The organism is Pedobacter africanus (genome assembly GCF_900176535.1).
Taxonomy (GTDB): domain Bacteria; phylum Bacteroidota; class Bacteroidia; order Sphingobacteriales; family Sphingobacteriaceae; genus Pedobacter; species Pedobacter africanus.
In genome coordinates this window covers 3,245,659-3,261,691 of record NZ_FWXT01000001.1, presented here as the reverse complement: position 1 = coordinate 3,261,691, position 16,033 = coordinate 3,245,659, and the positions used below count along the sequence as shown (strand labels likewise).

The following is a 16,033-nucleotide window of genomic DNA, read 5'->3' as shown; positions in this document are numbered from 1 at the left end:
TATCATAAACTATCTCTCCAGATTTGCAGGTGGTGTGTTTATAATCGTTTCATCAGGAATTTTATATGCCAATGTAAGTTTGTTCAATTTTTGCAAGGTCAGCAGCAGGTTGTTTTTTTCTATAGTACTCAGGTTCTTGTTTAGATATTCGTTGAAAGCAATCACCACCCCCTTTGCCATGTGCCTTTTCTCGTAGCCCAGCGGCGTAAGGTAGACTTTAACCGAACGCTTATCGTCTGCAGAAGCCTCACGGTATATTAACCCAAGTTCTTCCATATTGTTTAGCATTCTCGACAAACTTGTTGCTTTTACACCAAGCAGGGCTGCAAGCTGTGAAACAGCAGTCCCCTCTTTGTCAATATTGATCAGTACGTAGCCAATGGCCTGCGTTATCCCAAAACCTGAGGCAATCTGGTTGTATGTATTGGACACGTTCTGCCAAACTACCTTCAAAAAATAATCAATTGTTTCCTGTTGTTTCATTAAATACTATGCTTGCATAACAAAGCTATACAATAATATCCTATAATGCAAACAGTTTTGTCAAAATAATCCAACATAAAAAAAGCCTCCCTAAACACTTAGGAAGGCTTTTTAAACTTAATACCAATTCATACTAGAATAAAGTAAATTCTACCCTTCTGTTTTGCTGACGGCCTGCGGCAGTCTTATTTGAGGCGATAGGCTGGTTCATGCCATAGCCTGTAGCTTCAATTCTTGATGCATTGGCACCTTGTGAAACCAGGTAAGCTTTTACCGATTCTGCCCTGTCTTTAGATAACCTCATATTTAAAGCTGCAGACCCTGTATTGTCCGTATGACCGGCAAGTTTCAGGCTAAAGTTTTTCTGGATCAGCAATTCTGCAACACGGTTCAAAGTAGCATACGATTTTGAACGAATCGTTGCTTTACCCAAATCAAATTCCAGGTTTTTAATTGCATCAGCAACTACTTTACGATCAGACTCAGTAATGATCACTTTTTCAACCGGAGCAGGTACTTTCAACGGACAACCAGACCCATCTACTACAGTTCCAGCAGGTGTGCCCGGACATTTATCCAGTTTATCTGCAACACCATCACCATCGCTGTCTTTTAACAAGTCGCTCATCTCAGCCCTCAATTTTGCATTCTCAGCTTTCTGTGCATCCAGATCGCTTTTCAGTGCATTAGCTGTTTGTTTTGCCTGCAACGCTTCATCGTAAGTTAAAGCAACTGGATTGTGCCATGCCAACTGCTGTTTTCCACTGCCTAAGGCAAACTCGAGGCCTGCGTAAGCGTAGTTGTATTTGTCGTTGCCTCCCCGGTAGTAACCATCCAGGTTGTCCCCGTCAACAAAATTTACCGTCCAACCCAAATCCAGGTTAACCTTTTCAGCCACCTTAAATTTAGCACCAAGACCTACAGGGATAATCAGTTCCTTTATGGTTTTACCACCTGCATAATCGGCAAGTGCGCCGCTACCCGCAGCAGTTTTTACTTTGTAACCCGCCAAACCGGCACCACCTGATGCGTACAATTGCACCGCACTGTTTTTGTTGAACATACTGATGTTAAACAGGTTCACTACAGCATTTAAACTACCGGAGTAAGAAAGGTCCGTTTCAAAAGCGCTAACCGGACTGGCGTTTGTGCTTCCACCATCCCAAGGCTCAGAATTATCGCCCTTCAGTTTTCCTCTCACCCCATCTAAACGCAGTGAGAAATACGGAGTAATCTGTTTTTTAACGTATAAACCATATCCCAAACTGGATTTCCAGTTCGAGAAATCATTTTTGCCTCCAAACGGCGAAACCGGAGTTAAAACACCAGCATTTACACCGATAGACCAGGTTGACAAATCTAGCTTTTCCTGTGCCTGTGTTGTGTTCACAAACAGTAAAGCAGCAGCGGCTAAGGGCAAACATTTAAATAATTTTTGTTTCATAATATGAGGGTTAAATAATTAGTAGAATATTTAATTCTAAATATAACTATTCAATTCTCAGGCCAAATCAAAAAATGGCTTTTAATCCTCAAATAAACGGAAATGCTGAACATAATACTATACATTACCAACCCAAAGCTGTATCGTCACCCCTGGGGTCGGCTCCGCCCAGGTAATAGCCCCATTTCGTTTTCAAAATGGCATCAACCCTTCCAATGTCACTTCTTTCTACAATCCGGTAGCCCTTTCCGGACAATTTCAACCTGGTTACACTATCAAGAGCGCCCTTTTCTACAAACACGGTATCGGGCAACCATTGGTGATGAAACTTCCTGGCCGCAACAGCAGGCTGCATCTTCTGTTCGAATTCTATTACATTTAAAACCGTTTGAAACACCGAAGTAATGATGGTAGAGCCACCGGGAGTACCTACAACCATAAACAGTTGACCTTCTTTTTCGATAATAGTTGGTGTCATAGAGCTGAGCATCCTTTTGCCCGGTGCAATGGCATTTGCCTCACCGCCCACTAAACCATACATATTTGGCGAGCCCGGCTTTACCGAAAAATCGTCCATTTCATTGTTCAGCAAAAAACCTGCACCTCTTACCACGACAGCCGAACCATAGGAACCGTTTAACGTAGTTGTTAACGACACCGCATTGCCATCCCGGTCTACAATTGAAAAGTGTGTGGTCTCTTCATGTTCCTCGACATTAAGCACACCAGCTTTAATTTCTGAACTTAGACCAGCCTTGTCCCATTTAAAATCAGCCATCCTCTTCTTGATATAAGCATCGGAAAGCAATGCCGTTTGAGGTACTTTATAAAAATCAGGATCCCCCAGGTACTCCGCCCGGTCGGCATATACCCTTCTTTCGGCCTCTACCATTACCTGCACTGTAGAATCAGCATTCAGTCCCCATCTTTTTAAAGGAAATGGTTCCACAGCTTTCAGCAGCTGCAATAAAGCAATCCCCCCGCTTGAAGGCGGCGGCATGGTAATAATTTTATATGCCTTGTAATGTCCTGTTACAGGTTTACGCCAGACGGCCCTGTAATTCTTTAGATCTTCCAGGCTGATGATGCCACCGCCGCGTTTCATTTCAGCTACAATGCTATCGGCCACAGCGCCCTTGTAAAAACCAGCTGCTCCTTTATCCCTGATCTGTTCCAAAGTACCGGCCAGCTCCGGCTGCACCAAAACATCACCTTCAGCCCAATCCTCCTCTTTAACCAGGGCTGTCCCTGCAGGATTATATTTGACAAAACTTTCCCGTAAACGATTTAGCTCCCTTGCTGTCCTTGCATTGATTTTAAAGCCTTCCTTTGCCAGTTTCACTGCAGGCGCTACCAATTCTTCCCATTTCAGCTTACCATATTTTTGATGAGCTTCGGCCATACCAGCCACGGAACCTGGCACACCCGCAGCGAGATGTCCATATAAGCTGCGATCTGCAACCGGATTCCCCGCACTATCCAGGTACATATCCCTGGAAGCCAGCGCAGCAGCTTTCTCCCTGAAATCCAATGCATTTACCTCTCCGGCAGCCGAGCGGTAAACCATAAAGCCACCGCCACCCAGGTTCCCTGCATTAGGGTATACCACCGCCAGGGCAAACTGAACTGCCACTGCGGCATCTACGGCGTTACCCCCTTTTTTTAAAATATTGAGTCCTACTTCAGACGCCTCGGCACTGGCAGAGACCACCATTCCATTGTGGTATTCCGCGCTGTTGTTTTTCCCAAGCTGCCCACCCACACAGGCGCACAAAAGTCCTGAGGCCAAACCTAGCATACCCAACCGCATTAAGGCCTTAAGCTTTATAGTTTTCAGCATCTTTATAGATCTTTTCTATCACCTCTACATTTTTTTCAAGAATGACTTTTCTTTTCAGGCTTAACTTAGGTGTCAGCTCGCCACCATCTATACTCCACTCTTTCGCCAGCAAAGCAAAGCGTTTAACCTGCTCCCACTTTCCAAATTCTTTAGAGCTGTAGGCTATGATCTGATCGTATTTTGCTATCACCTGCTCATTCCTGATCATCTCTTCTTTAGTGGTGTAATTGATCCCCTTTTTGCCGCACCATGCCTTTAATGCTTCAAAATTTGGCACAATAAGGGCAGAAGGGAACTTCCGGTTTTCCCCCAACACCATGATCTGCTCCACCAAAGGTGATTCTTTATATTTATTTTCCAACATCTGGGGCGCTACATATTTGCCCCCCGCAGTTTTAAAAATCTCTTTTTTCCTGTCAGTAATCTTTAAAAAACGTCCTTCTTTAATTTCACCTATGTCACCGGTATGAAACCAGCCATCGCTATCTATATTTTCTGCGGTAAGGTCTTCGCGATTATAATAGCCTTTCATCACGTTATGCCCCCTTGTCAGCACCTCTCCATCTTCGGCTATTTTGATTTCAACTCCTTCGATTACCGGACCTACAGTTCCAAACATGGTAGCACCAAAATGGTTTACAGTGATTACCGGCGATGTTTCTGTCAACCCATAACCTTCAAACACAGGCATGCCTGCAGCCCAGAAAATACGTGCCAGGCGTGGGTTTAATGCCGCGCCGCCAGAAACTATCACCACAATCTCCCCTCCCAGTGCTTCCTGCCATTTTTTAAAGACCAGTTTACGGGCAATACTGAGTTTAAAATGATAAAACCACCCATTATTAAAATCGAACCTTTCTGCCAGGGCTACTGACCAGAAGAATATACCTCGTTTTATTCCCGTAAGGGCTTTCCCTTTTTCCATGATCTTGTCGTACACCTTTTCCAATAAACGGGGCACTGTCGAAAATGCATTTGGTTTCACATGTTGTATATCAGCTACAATTGTTTCGATACTTTCTGCATAATACACGGCAATGTCCGTATACATATACAGGTACACAATCATCCGCTCAAAAATATGCGAGAGCGGCAAAAAGCTTAAGCCTCTTTTTATGCCTTCCGGCATTACAACGGCCGAGTGTTCAAAATTCTTTACCAGGTTATTATGGGTCAGCATTACTCCTTTAGGGGTACCGGTTGTGCCTGAAGTATAGATCAGTGTCAAAATATCATCCGGCGTTATTGCATTACGATAAGGGGCCAGGTCTGTATCTTTTAAGCTTTCACCTGCGGTAACCAGACTTTTCCAATGCGCTGCACCATCCACTTCGTTGAAAGTATATATTTTAATGGCACTACTTACCTCTTCACATACAGCCTTTAATTTCACATAAAGGGCTTCATCGGCCACAAAAATCACCGTAATCTCCGCGTTTTCAATGATAAATTTAATATCATGTTCCGCAAGCGTAGGGTATAACGGTATCTGATAGGCACCTATCTGCATAATGGCAAAATCGGTAAGGTTCCATTCCGGCCTGTTGGCCGACATCACTCCCACTCTGGAGTTTTTACCAACCCCTATGTCAATAAGCCCTCTGCTTAGCGCATCCACAGTGTCACAAAACTCTTGCGTACTGTATTTTTGCCATGTTCCGTTTACTTTACCACTAATAAACTCTTGTTTTGGAAAATTCTCTAAATTGTATTGAAGTAAATCGAATACTCTTGTTACCGTTGTAGCCATACGTCCTCAGCTTATTTAATACATAACCTTGCTTCTCAAACTTAATTAAAAATAATTAATTTTTCCTGCTCTCATGACACCCTTAAAATTTAATGAAAAACAACTACTGGTTTTCTGGTATTTCCTAAAACAGTCGCTTAAAAACATTTTTTATTTAAATACGGCACAATAGTTGCTACGCATGGTTCAATAAGAAAATTAAACAAATACATTATGATTATGAAAAAATTACTTTTTACTGTAATTGCTGTTGCTGCATTTTTTACCCTTACAACAAATGAGGCAAGTGCCCAGGACTACAAAAATGCTATCGGTGGACGTTTTGGTAACGCCAATGGTGTGAGTTTTAAAACTGGCCTTAACAAAGGTGCAATGCTGGAACTGATTGGAAACTTTAGAAGTAATAGTGGTGTGAAGTATGCAAACCTTACCGGTTTATACGAAGTTTACAACCCAATTGGCGGTGCTGAAGGTTTACACTGGTTCTATGGTGCTGGTGCTACCATCGGTTCTTACAAAGTTAAAGGTTTTGATGGCGACATCTATCTTTCTGCCAATGGTGTTTTAGGTCTGGACTATAAATTTAAAGGTGCACCGATCAACTTATCTTTAGACTGGATCCCTGCTTTACAGATCACTCCTGATACAGGTTTCTGGGGTGGTGATATAGGTTTAGGTGTACGTTTCACTTTCTAAGCAGTAATTTACCTATCATAAAAAAGCCAGCGCCTGACTTGGGCGCTGGCTTTTTTATTTTTTTAGATGTTAAAACTTCTGAATATTTTTTTGCGCTTATAAATCCAAGCAAATAACCATACATCCGATGGCTTTTGGTCAGCCTGTTTTTTAAGTATTTCCTAATTGACGCCCCTTCAAATCAGCCTCTGTTCTTCTCCTGTGTTTAGCCTATGTTACTGATATAAGCCGGCGCTACTGTATGTCTCACCTATGCCAGCATATACCAATCATAGAGCAAACATACTTTAAACATGTTGTTAATACGGACCAGCAGGCTGTGGAAAGGTGACTATATGCGGGAGTTTAGGAAAGCTGCTAAACTATTAACGGCATGAGATGATTTCGCTTAACTTCAGGTGTTAGGATATAGAAACACATTGGATAAAAAAAGAAAAGGGAGGCTTTGCCTCCCTTTTTAAAACAAAACTGCCTTTCTTACCGCCTTTTGCAGTTCGCTGGCATTTTCATCAATCAGCCCTGCAAGCTTCACACTAGGTGTATTTTTCAGTTTAACCTTAATGTCTTTTACAATGCCATCCCTTACTACCCTGATCTCTACCACATCGCCTACCTTTTTACTGGTAATGGCCGGCATGCGGTCAATCGCCGATTCAATTGGCGTACCATCTACACTGATCAGCTCATCGTTCACATTTACCCCATCAACCCAGGCTGCCGAATTGCGTGCGATAGCAGAAACAAATATCCTACCTTCTGTTTTTTTAGAGGCGATGCCCAGGTACGGAATATTTTTCCCTTCGTTTTCATTCGTAACCTTAACACCAGCATAGTCAAAATATTTTGCATATTCAATTACATCTGTACCGTTTACGTATCTTGCCCAGAAAGCAGTAAAATCCTTTCCACTGATCTGCTCTACCATCTTCTTAAACTCCGCATCGGTATAACCTCTTTTCAGTTTTTTGCCGGTATCATACATGGCCTTCATTACATCATCAAGGCTTTTCGCCCCTTTAGTGGCGTGTGCAATCTCAAGATCCATCAGCAAACCCACCACCTCGCCTTTGGCGTAATAGGAAACTGTGGTATTGTTGGAATTCTCATTGGGCCTGTACAACTTTATCCAGGCATCGTAGCTGGCTTCTGCAACAGACTGTACCCTGGCGCCTGGTGTATTGTAAACATTGTTAACCGCTGTAACCAGCTGGTCGACACATTCTTTTTCAGTAATGAAGCCAGAGCGTACCATCAGTTTATTTTCGTAATAGGCAGTAAAGCCCTCTGCAATCCATAAATTGGTAGTATAGTTCTCGTTATCATAATCAAACGGCCCTAAGGCAATGGGACGTAGCCTTTTCACGTTCCAAAGGTGGTAATATTCGTGTGCTACCAGGTTTAAAAAGCCATTGTATCCCTCCCTTTTGTTGTAAGCATCCCTGCTGGCACCCAAAACGGTAGAGTTTAAATGCTCGAGCCCTCCGCTGCCCTGTACAAAATTGTGCACAATGAACGTATAATGTTTATTCGGGTTTTCGCCATAAATGGCTGTTCCCTGTTCTACAATTTTAGCCATGTCTACTTTCAACCGTTCTTTATCATAATTTCCTCCACCATACATGGCTACTTCGTGTTTTACACCCGAAGCGGTAAACTCAAATATATCCTGATTTCCAACCTCAATAGGGCTGTCAAACAAAATATCAAAATCGGCTGCTGTATAAGTAAATGCCTGTCCGGCCACAGGCTCCAGTCCGGTCGAAACCTTAGTCCAGCCTTTGTAAGGAATGATTTTTACTGTACTTGGCAGTTTCAGCATACCGTCAGGATACATGAATACCCCAGTGCTCGATAAAAATGCATGGCTTTCATCTATGAACGAAGTACGCACCGAAACCTCAAAAGCATATACCCTATAGTTTATTTTGATGGTATTGGCTTTAGCCGAATACACCCTCCAGGCATTTTTTCTTACTTTTTCATACTTCAGGGTCTTCCCGGCAGCAGTAGCCGCAAAACCTTCCACGCTCTTGGAAAATTCCCGAACCAGGTATGATCCAGGGGCCCAAACCGGCATTTTTACATCCACATAATCCTTAACCAGACCTGAAATGGTCATTTCTACTTCTGCATAATGTGCCTGCGGTTCTTTAAAGCTTATTTCGAACCCTACTTTTACCTGTGATTTAGCTGTCATACCTATTGATAGTAATATTACTAATCCCAATAATGATGTTTTAGTCATGTTTACATTAATTGATACGCCAAACTTAGAGAAATTCCTTCACAATAATTATACGCTGTAACACACTTAATACAACTTGTTTTGTTCTATTTAAATATTTTTGTGTGTTGACGATCTCCGCAACCCAACCATAAAAACTTACAAATGAAACTAAAATACGTCGTTTACACCCTGATCGTTCTGGGGATTGCTTACTTAATCTATTACCGCATTTCGGCCAATAAAAAAATTGCGGAAGAAGGTGGCGGAATAGGCAAAGGCAAAGGCGGGGCCCCAAAAGGCCTGCAGGTAGAAGGCATTGTGGTAAAAGCAAGCGATTTTACCAACGACCTGGACATTACCGGGACCCTGGAAGCCAATGAGTCTGTAGAACTGCGCAGCGAAGTTTCGGGACTGGTGACCGCCATCAACTTTAAAGAAGGTGCCCAGGTAAGCAAAGGCCAGCTGCTGGTGAAAATTAACGACCGCGATATACAGGCCCAGCTGCAGGAAGCAATGACCAAACAAAGACTATCGGCCACCAATGAAAACCGCTCGCGACAATTGCTGGAAAAAGGGGCCATCAGTCAGGAAGAATACGACACCTCATTGGCTGACCTCCAATCGCTTAAAGCACAAACACAGCTGATTAGGGCCCAACTGGCGAAAACTGCCATCTATGCGCCATTTAGTGGGAAAATTGGCCTGCGCTCCATTTCTATGGGCGGCTATATTACCCCTACCACACTTATTGCAAACCTGTCCAGTGTTAATCCATTAAAGATCAGCTTTTCTGTACCAGAGAAATACATGAGGCAGATTAAAACCGGGTCCGAGATTTCATTTACCACGGATGGTACCGGTAAAAAATTTACCGGCAAGATTTTCGCCATAGAGCCAGGCATCAATACGCAAACACGTACTTTACAGATCAAAGCACTGGTGCCCAATGCCAGCAATGAACTATTACCGGGTTCCTTTGCCAAAATAAGGTTGGCCCTCAGCACTTTAAAAGATGCGCTACTGATCCCTAACGAAGCCATTATTCCGGTACTTAAAGGTAAAACCGTTTTTATATGTAAAGATGGCAAGGCCCAGCAGGTAGAAGTGGAAGCGGGGACGCGCACTGCCGATCATATTGTGATTACTTCCGGACTAAATATTGGTGATACGGTGCTTACCACGGGTGCAATGGCCCTTAAACCAGATGCTCCTGTTAAAGTTACTGTGGTTAAAAACAAAACTGCGTTATGAGTATTTCAACCACCAGTATAAAGAGACCGGTCCTGGCCATAGTGATGAATCTGATGATTCTCTTATTTGGGGTTATTGGTTACAATTTTCTGGGCGTACGTGAATACCCCAATATAGACCCTACGGTAATCAACGTAAGAACATCTTATCCGGGGGCAAATTCGGACATTATCGAATCGCAGATAACCGAGCCGCTCGAGAAATCCATCAATGGTATCGATGGAATCAGGAACATTTCTTCTTCCAGCAACCAGGGAAGCAGTAACATTACCATTGAGTTTAACCTTAATAAAGATATTGACGATGCGGCCAATGACGTACGCGACAAGGTATCGGAAGCAGCCAGAAGATTGCCGAAAGACATAGACGGCAACCCCGTTGTGAGTAAAGCCGATGCCAATTCTGATGCCGTAATTACCATGACGGTGCAAAGCGACAAGCGTAATGTCATGGAACTGAGTGATTACGCGGAGAATGTGATCTCCGACAGGCTTCAGACCATTACCGGTATTAGCAGCATCCAGATCATGGGTCAGCGTAAATATGCCATGCGCATCAGGATATCGCCCGATAAGCTGGCTGCATATGGCTTAACTTCACAGGATATTGTGGCCGCGCTCGATCGCGAAAATGTGGAATTGCCATCAGGAAAGATTACGGGTGCCAATACAGAACTCATTGTAAAAACCCTGGGCAAGCTAACCGATGTAGACCAGTTCAATAACCTGATCCTGAAAAACGATACCGATAATGTAGTAAAGTTAAAAGATGTTGGCTTTGTAGAGTTGGGTTCAGAAAACGAGGAAACTGTATTGCGTGAGTCGGGCAAGCCCATGGTGGCCGTTGGCCTCATCCCACAACCGGGAGCAAATTACCTGGATATCTCCAAAGAATTCGACAAAAGGTTTGCGCAGCTGCAAAAAGATGTACCACAAGACATTAAACTAAACATCTCTTTGGATACTACCAAGTTCATCAAGGCCTCGGTAACAGAGGTTGCAGAAACCATCGTGTTGTCGCTGATCCTGGTGATACTGATCATTTACCTGTTCTTTAGGGATTGGGCCATCGCTTTCAGGCCACTTATAGATATCCCCGTATCGTTGGTATTCACTTTTTTTATCATGTACATTTTTGGATTTTCCATCAATGTACTGTCGCTTCTGGCCATAGTCCTGGCCACCGGACTGGTAGTTGACGATGGGATTGTGGTAACCGAAAACATCTTTAAAAAAGTAGAAGAGGGCTATTCTCCGTTTGAAGCAGCCATTAAAGGCTCGAACGAAATATTTTTCGCGGTAATTTCCATTTCCATTACCCTGGCAGCGGTGTTTTTACCGGTAATATTTCTGCAAGGCTTTGTGGGGCGGCTGTTCCGGGAGTTTGGGGTAGTAATTGGCGCGGCAGTGTTGATATCGGCCTTTGTGTCCCTTACTTTAACGCCAATGCTGAACGCCTACCTGATGAAAAAAACAGGGCACAAAAAATCCAGGTTCTATGAAATGACAGAGCCTTATTTTGTAAAACTGAACGATGGGTATGCGGAAAAATTAAATAAGTTCCTGGACAAAAAATGGCTCGCTATTCCGATCATACTAACCTGTGTAGCGCTGATCATACTGTTTTGGAAAGTATTGCCGAAAGAAACCGCGCCTTATGATGACCGCAGTGCGATCAACATGAACCTGACCACTCCAGAGGGATCTTCCTTTGCCTATACAGACCGATTTATGATGAAGATACAGGAAATGATCAACGATTCGGTACCGGAAAAGAAGGTGAACATTACCATAACTTCTCCTGGTTTTGGTGGCACGGGGGCAACCAACAGTGGTTTTGTCAGAATGGGTTTAAGCGACCCGGGCGACAGGGAAAAAACACAGGCCGAGATTGCTTCCAAACTCACGAGAATAACCAGAAAATATTCGGAAGGAAAAGTTACCGTTACCCAGCAGCCTACAATTTCGGTAGGGCGCCGGGGGGGATTGCCGGTCAATTATATCATCCAGGCGCAAAACTTTGAAAAGCTGAGGGAAAAAGTACCCCAGTTTATGGATGAGGTTTCAAAAGACCCCACCTTTACCACTTCAGATGTAAACCTGAAATTTAACAAACCTGAAATTGACCTGACCATAGATAGGGATAAAGCCAAAAACCTGGGCGTTTCTGTTTCTGACATTGGAACGGCCCTGCAGCTCGGCCTAAGCGGACAGCGGTTCTCCTATTTCTTTATGAACGGTAAACAATATCAGGTGATAGGGCAGTTTGAGGTGGGTGACCGTAAAGATCCTTTAGACCTGAGTTCAGTATATGTACGAAATGATAAAAACGAACTGATCCAACTCGACAACCTGGTAATAGCAAAGGAAGAAAGTAGTCCGCCACAACTTTACCGCAACAACCGCTTTACGGCGGCCACAGTTTCTGCAGGTCTTGCACCTGGCAAAAGCATTGGAGAAGGTATTGCCGCAATGGACAGGATCTCTGAAAAAGTACTGGATGAGTCCTTTTCTACCGACCTGGGAGGCGAATCGAGGGATTTTAAGGAAAGTTCATCCAATACCCTCTTTGCTTTCGGCCTTGCTTTGTTATTGGTTTATTTAATCCTTTCCGCACAGTTCGAAAGTTTTATAGATCCTATCATCATCATTTTAACGGTACCAATGGCCGTAGCAGGTGCATTTTTATCACTCTGGCTATTCGGACAAAGCTGGAACATCTTTAGCCAGATCGGTACCATTATGCTCATAGGTCTGGTTACAAAAAACGGGATCCTGATTGTCGAATTTGCCAATCAGCTAAAAGAACAGGGTAAAAGTGTACATGATGCCATAAGAGAAGCTTCGGTTTCGAGGTTAAGACCGATATTGATGACCAGTCTGGCTATCGCCATTGGCGCATTGCCTATTGCTATGGCGTTGGGTGCAGCAGCAAAAAGCCGGATGGGCATGGGTATTGTAATTGTTGGCGGAACAACTTTTGCACTGATATTGACCTTGTTTGTAATCCCGGCAATTTATTCATACTGGTCTAAAGAACACAAAGCAAATACAGAACTGGAACTTTCATTAAAAGCAGCCTTAGAACATGAGAAAGATAAAGAAGCATAGTGCTATTTTAATGCTCCTGGCCCTTTTGCTTGGCGAGGCCCGGCTGGCCTCCGGACAGGAAAAGCTGAGCCTGGAAACAGCGATTGCTACTGCATTGGCAAACAACTACGATATAAAGCTGGTAAACAACGATGTTCAGATCGCCAAAAACAATGCAAACCTAGGCAATGCCGGGATGCTCCCAACACTGGACGGCAGCTTTAGCGATGGTGGCAGCAGGCAAAACATCACCAGAACGCAAAGCAATGGCAATCAGCAAACACTGGATGGGGTAAGAAACACCAACATGAGTTACGGTGCCGCATTGGGCTGGACAATTTTTGATGGCCTGCAGATGTTTACCAACTACGAGCGGTTAAAGGAATTGCAAAAACTGGGCGAAATAAATGCCAAAGCTACCATCCTGACTACGGTAAGCAATGTCATCAACGCTTACTATACAGTATTAAAGGAGCAGCAGCTGGTAAAAGCCAAAGATACGGCACTGGACATCTCACAGCTTCGTCTAAAAATTGCGGACAACAAATTGGCTATAGGCAGAGGCTCAAAACTAGATGTCCTTGCAGCTAAGGTAGATTACAATACCGATACTTCTTCCTACCTGCAGGAGATTAACCTGCTAAAAAATGCAAAAACAACCCTGAACCAGGTTATGGCACGCGACCTGAATACTGACTTTACAGTAAATGAAACCATTGGCATTGATACACAGCTGAATTATACCGCACTTGCCGCACAGATGGAACAGCTGAACCCCGACCTGCAAAATGCATTCATCAGTAAAAAGATTGCTGAACTAAACCTGAAACAGGTTAAGGGGCAACGATATCCGGTAGTAGCTATAAACAGCGGATACGAATTCCAGAAAAGTACAAGCCCCACAGGTTTCAATACCCAAACCCGTTCCAATGGCTTTACTTATGGCCTAACCGCAAGTATGAATATTTTTAATGGTTTTCTACAAAGGCAAAATGAACGCAATGCTAAAATTGGCATCAATTCATCAGCGCTTACACTGGATAAAACAAAACAGGACCTTACCGCACAATTGATCTCTACTTACCAAAGTTATGGAACCAATCTGGACCTGCTCAAAATAGAAAAGAACAACGTGGACATTGCCCGGCAAAACCTGGACATCACATTGGAAAAATACAGGCTGGGCAGCATCTCCCCGCTGGAACTCAGAGAGGCGCAGCGGAACTCGATTGACGCCGTAACCCGGTATCTTGAAGCACAATATCAGGCAAAACTTACTGAAATCAGCCTAAAAGAAATCAGCGGTACTTTAAATATTCAATAAGATTACTATTTTTAGCAAATGATTCTAGTAGCAGACAGCGGTTCTACCAAAACTGATTGGATGGGTTATAGCCCAAATGAACAAATCAGCTTTAATACGCAGGGAATAAACCCTTATTTTTTAAATGCCCACGACATTTTTAAGCTTTTTTCCAAGAAAAAGGAAATTGCGGCCTATGCAAGTCAGGTAAAAGAGGTTTATTTTTTTGGAGCAGGCTGTTCTTCCCCTGATAAAGTTGAAGTGATCTCCAATGGGATCTCCTCCTTTTTTACCAATGCATATGTTGCAGTGGAACATGACCTGATGGGCTCCGCCTATGCAACCTGTGGCAATAAGAAAGGACTGACCTGCATTTTAGGAACGGGATCAAATATTTCCTATTATGACGGAAAAAATCTGCACCATGGCGCTCATGGGCTGGGTTATGTGCTTGGCGACGAAGGTTCAGGTACATGGTTTGGCCGCAAGCTGATCACCAGCTACCTTTACAACCAAATGCCAGCCGAACTTGGCTTTGAGTTTGGCCATGAATTCCAGATTGATAAGGAAACTGTGATTACCAATGTTTATCAGAAGCCTGGCCCAAATACCTATCTGGCATCCATTAGCCGTTTTATGGTAAAGCATAAAGACCATCCCTTCATTATCAATATCCTTCGCGAAGGCTTTCAGGAGTTTGTAGACACCAATATCAAAGATTATAGCAATTACAAAAGCCTTGACTGTCATTTTGTAGGGTCCATCGCTTTCATTTACCAGGATATTTTAAGGGAGGTTTGCCTAAATAATCAGGTAAAGCTGGGCCAGATCCTTCAAAAACCTATTGAAGGCATTTACAATTACATCTTAAGAAAAGAGGGAATAACGATCAGTTAAAGACGGCAATTGCTAATTATGCGCATATGCTGCCCGCAGTCTTCTTGTTCATCTCTTTTGCTACCATAGTAGCCACCCAGTCCAACTGCTCTTGTTCATAAGCAGAGAATGGGCGGTATTTTTTATCAAGGATACAAACGGTTCCTATCCTAACACCTTCATTATTGGTGATCGGAGCAGCGGCATAAAATTTCAAACCGGACTCACCCGCGATGAGTGCATTGGACATTAATTCCGGGCTGTCTGCAAATTGTTTAAATGCCCCTGCATTTTCATTACTTATTGCCATAGCATACAAACTGCTTTCGGATTCATGTACCGATGTATTGTGTGTTCTATTTTTTTCAACATTTGCCCAAACATTTGCTCTGTCAATAAAATTGATCAGTGCTATTGGGGTATTTAACATAGTTGCAGTAAATGCTGCAAGCTGATCAAATACAGATTCTGTTTTTGAATAAACGATCTTGTATTTTTTAAGATTTTCTAACTGGTATTTTTCGTCCAGTCCAATGTTCTTCCTAAGTTTATTTTCCAATTTTTTCATATTTAGATGTATAATACTTAGGCAATTACCATACCTTATTTTCTGCTGAAAGTTTAAATAGGGCCATGACACAGCACCCGAAAACAAAAGGCACTGAAAAACCTCGTTTTTAAGGTTTTAACCCAGAATTTAGGCAAGTAATTTTGCAGAACAAAGAAAAAACCTATACCCTGTAATTGAAAAAATTACATCAGTCAAATTAACAAAAGGGGGCAATTTTTACTCATACTGTTGAATTAAACAGCAAACATCCGCAGGCAGGGCCTTTCAACCTGCACTAACATCAACCTTTTCGTAGCTATTGAACTCCCATTCGCTCTTCTGGTTCTTTTTATAGTTTACTTTATAACTATGATTTGGAGGGATAGTAAAATGAAAACTGAATTCTTTTAACTGACCGTCTTTAGGTATAAAACCTGGCAGCAGCGTGTCAGCAATGGATTTTATTTGCGTCTCTGGGTGCATACAATAATGTTTTAGTTAAGGATTTTATTTTAAATGTTTAT

The 16,033-nt window shown here is 42.9% G+C and carries 12 protein-coding genes; 5 read left to right on the top strand and 7 right to left on the bottom strand.

The annotated features are described in order from the left end of the window. Positions 1-9: 9 nt before the first annotated feature. The 4 genes from B9A91_RS13615 to B9A91_RS13600 all read right to left on the bottom strand — a co-directional run bounded on the left by B9A91_RS13615 (position 10) and on the right by B9A91_RS13600 (position 5,517). Positions 10-483, bottom strand: a complete 474-nt coding sequence (locus B9A91_RS13615) for a MarR family winged helix-turn-helix transcriptional regulator (RefSeq protein WP_084239370.1) — start codon at positions 481-483, stop codon at positions 10-12. Positions 484-616: 133 nt separating this feature from the next. Then, entirely contained in the window at positions 617-1,927 is a 1,311-nt protein-coding gene (locus tag B9A91_RS13610; protein ID WP_084239369.1) for an OmpA family protein, read from the bottom strand. A gap of 124 nt (positions 1,928-2,051) precedes the next feature. After that, positions 2,052-3,767 carry a gamma-glutamyltransferase gene (gene ggt / locus B9A91_RS13605; RefSeq protein ID WP_084239368.1) on the bottom strand — a complete coding sequence of 572 codons (1,716 nt, stop codon included), beginning with the start codon at positions 3,765-3,767 and terminating at the stop codon, positions 2,052-2,054. Beyond that, on the bottom strand, positions 3,745-5,517 hold the full coding sequence (locus tag B9A91_RS13600) for an AMP-dependent synthetase/ligase (protein ID WP_084239367.1): 1,773 nt from the start codon (positions 5,515-5,517) through the stop codon (positions 3,745-3,747). The genes ggt and B9A91_RS13600 overlap by 23 nt, the downstream gene beginning before the upstream one ends. A gap of 219 nt (positions 5,518-5,736) precedes the next feature. Between B9A91_RS13600 and B9A91_RS13595 the strand changes: the two genes are divergently transcribed. Next, positions 5,737-6,213, top strand: coding sequence for a hypothetical protein (locus B9A91_RS13595; RefSeq protein WP_235012551.1), 477 nt, complete (start codon positions 5,737-5,739; stop codon positions 6,211-6,213). Positions 6,214-6,670: 457 nt separating this feature from the next. Here the strand turns inward: B9A91_RS13595 and B9A91_RS13590 are convergent, their stop codons facing one another. Next, the gene (locus B9A91_RS13590) at positions 6,671-8,410 is read right to left on the bottom strand and encodes a M61 family metallopeptidase (RefSeq protein WP_235012550.1); all 1,740 of its coding nucleotides are present in this window, start codon (positions 8,408-8,410) and stop codon (positions 6,671-6,673) included. Positions 8,411-8,602: 192 nt separating this feature from the next. On the opposite strand from B9A91_RS13590, the gene B9A91_RS13585 reads away from it, so the two are divergent. The 4 genes from B9A91_RS13585 to B9A91_RS13570 are packed head-to-tail and all read left to right on the top strand — an operon-like array spanning position 8,603 to position 14,980. Next, positions 8,603-9,691, top strand: coding sequence for an efflux RND transporter periplasmic adaptor subunit (locus B9A91_RS13585; protein ID WP_084239364.1), 1,089 nt, complete (start codon positions 8,603-8,605; stop codon positions 9,689-9,691). After that, the gene (locus B9A91_RS13580) at positions 9,688-12,801 is read left to right on the top strand and encodes an efflux RND transporter permease subunit (protein ID WP_084239363.1); all 3,114 of its coding nucleotides are present in this window, start codon (positions 9,688-9,690) and stop codon (positions 12,799-12,801) included. The genes B9A91_RS13585 and B9A91_RS13580 overlap by 4 nt, the downstream gene beginning before the upstream one ends. Then, a complete protein-coding gene (locus B9A91_RS13575) occupies positions 12,779-14,104 on the top strand; it encodes a TolC family protein (protein ID WP_084239362.1) in 1,326 nt (441 codons plus the stop codon). The genes B9A91_RS13580 and B9A91_RS13575 overlap by 23 nt, the downstream gene beginning before the upstream one ends. An 18-nt stretch (positions 14,105-14,122) precedes the next feature. Then, positions 14,123-14,980, top strand: coding sequence for an N-acetylglucosamine kinase (locus B9A91_RS13570; protein WP_084239361.1), 858 nt, complete (start codon positions 14,123-14,125; stop codon positions 14,978-14,980). A 16-nt stretch (positions 14,981-14,996) separates the two neighbouring features. Here B9A91_RS13570 and B9A91_RS13565 read toward each other — a convergent pair whose 3' ends face one another. Together B9A91_RS13565 and B9A91_RS13560 are read right to left on the bottom strand one after the other, a co-directional pair. Further along, the gene (locus B9A91_RS13565) at positions 14,997-15,527 is read right to left on the bottom strand and encodes a GAF domain-containing protein (RefSeq protein ID WP_084239360.1); all 531 of its coding nucleotides are present in this window, start codon (positions 15,525-15,527) and stop codon (positions 14,997-14,999) included. Positions 15,528-15,794: 267 nt separating this feature from the next. Next, a complete protein-coding gene (locus B9A91_RS13560; protein WP_084239359.1) occupies positions 15,795-15,992 on the bottom strand; it encodes a hypothetical protein in 198 nt (65 codons plus the stop codon). Positions 15,993-16,033 lie beyond the last annotated feature (41 nt).

What these genes read in the sequence shown, in the direction of transcription:
- B9A91_RS13585 (WP_084239364.1), top strand. Translation starts at nt 8,603, where the DNA reads ATGAAACTAAAATACGTCGTTTACACCCTGATCGTTCTGGGGATTGCT.
- B9A91_RS13590 (WP_235012550.1), bottom strand. Translation starts at nt 8,410, where the DNA reads ATGACAGCTAAATCACAGGTAAAAGTAGGGTTCGAAATAAGCTTTAAA.
- B9A91_RS13610 (WP_084239369.1), bottom strand. Translation starts at nt 1,927, where the DNA reads ATGAAACAAAAATTATTTAAATGTTTGCCCTTAGCCGCTGCTGCTTTA.
- B9A91_RS13565 (WP_084239360.1), bottom strand. Translation starts at nt 15,527, where the DNA reads ATGAAAAAATTGGAAAATAAACTTAGGAAGAACATTGGACTGGACGAA.
- B9A91_RS13580 (WP_084239363.1), top strand. Translation starts at nt 9,688, where the DNA reads ATGAGTATTTCAACCACCAGTATAAAGAGACCGGTCCTGGCCATAGTG.
- B9A91_RS13595 (WP_235012551.1), top strand. Translation starts at nt 5,737, where the DNA reads ATGAAAAAATTACTTTTTACTGTAATTGCTGTTGCTGCATTTTTTACC.
- B9A91_RS13560 (WP_084239359.1), bottom strand. Translation starts at nt 15,992, where the DNA reads ATGCACCCAGAGACGCAAATAAAATCCATTGCTGACACGCTGCTGCCA.
- B9A91_RS13575 (WP_084239362.1), top strand. Translation starts at nt 12,779, where the DNA reads ATGAGAAAGATAAAGAAGCATAGTGCTATTTTAATGCTCCTGGCCCTT.
- B9A91_RS13570 (WP_084239361.1), top strand. Translation starts at nt 14,123, where the DNA reads ATGATTCTAGTAGCAGACAGCGGTTCTACCAAAACTGATTGGATGGGT.
- B9A91_RS13615 (WP_084239370.1), bottom strand. Translation starts at nt 483, where the DNA reads ATGAAACAACAGGAAACAATTGATTATTTTTTGAAGGTAGTTTGGCAG.
- ggt (WP_084239368.1), bottom strand. Translation starts at nt 3,767, where the DNA reads ATGCTGAAAACTATAAAGCTTAAGGCCTTAATGCGGTTGGGTATGCTA.
- B9A91_RS13600 (WP_084239367.1), bottom strand. Translation starts at nt 5,517, where the DNA reads ATGGCTACAACGGTAACAAGAGTATTCGATTTACTTCAATACAATTTA.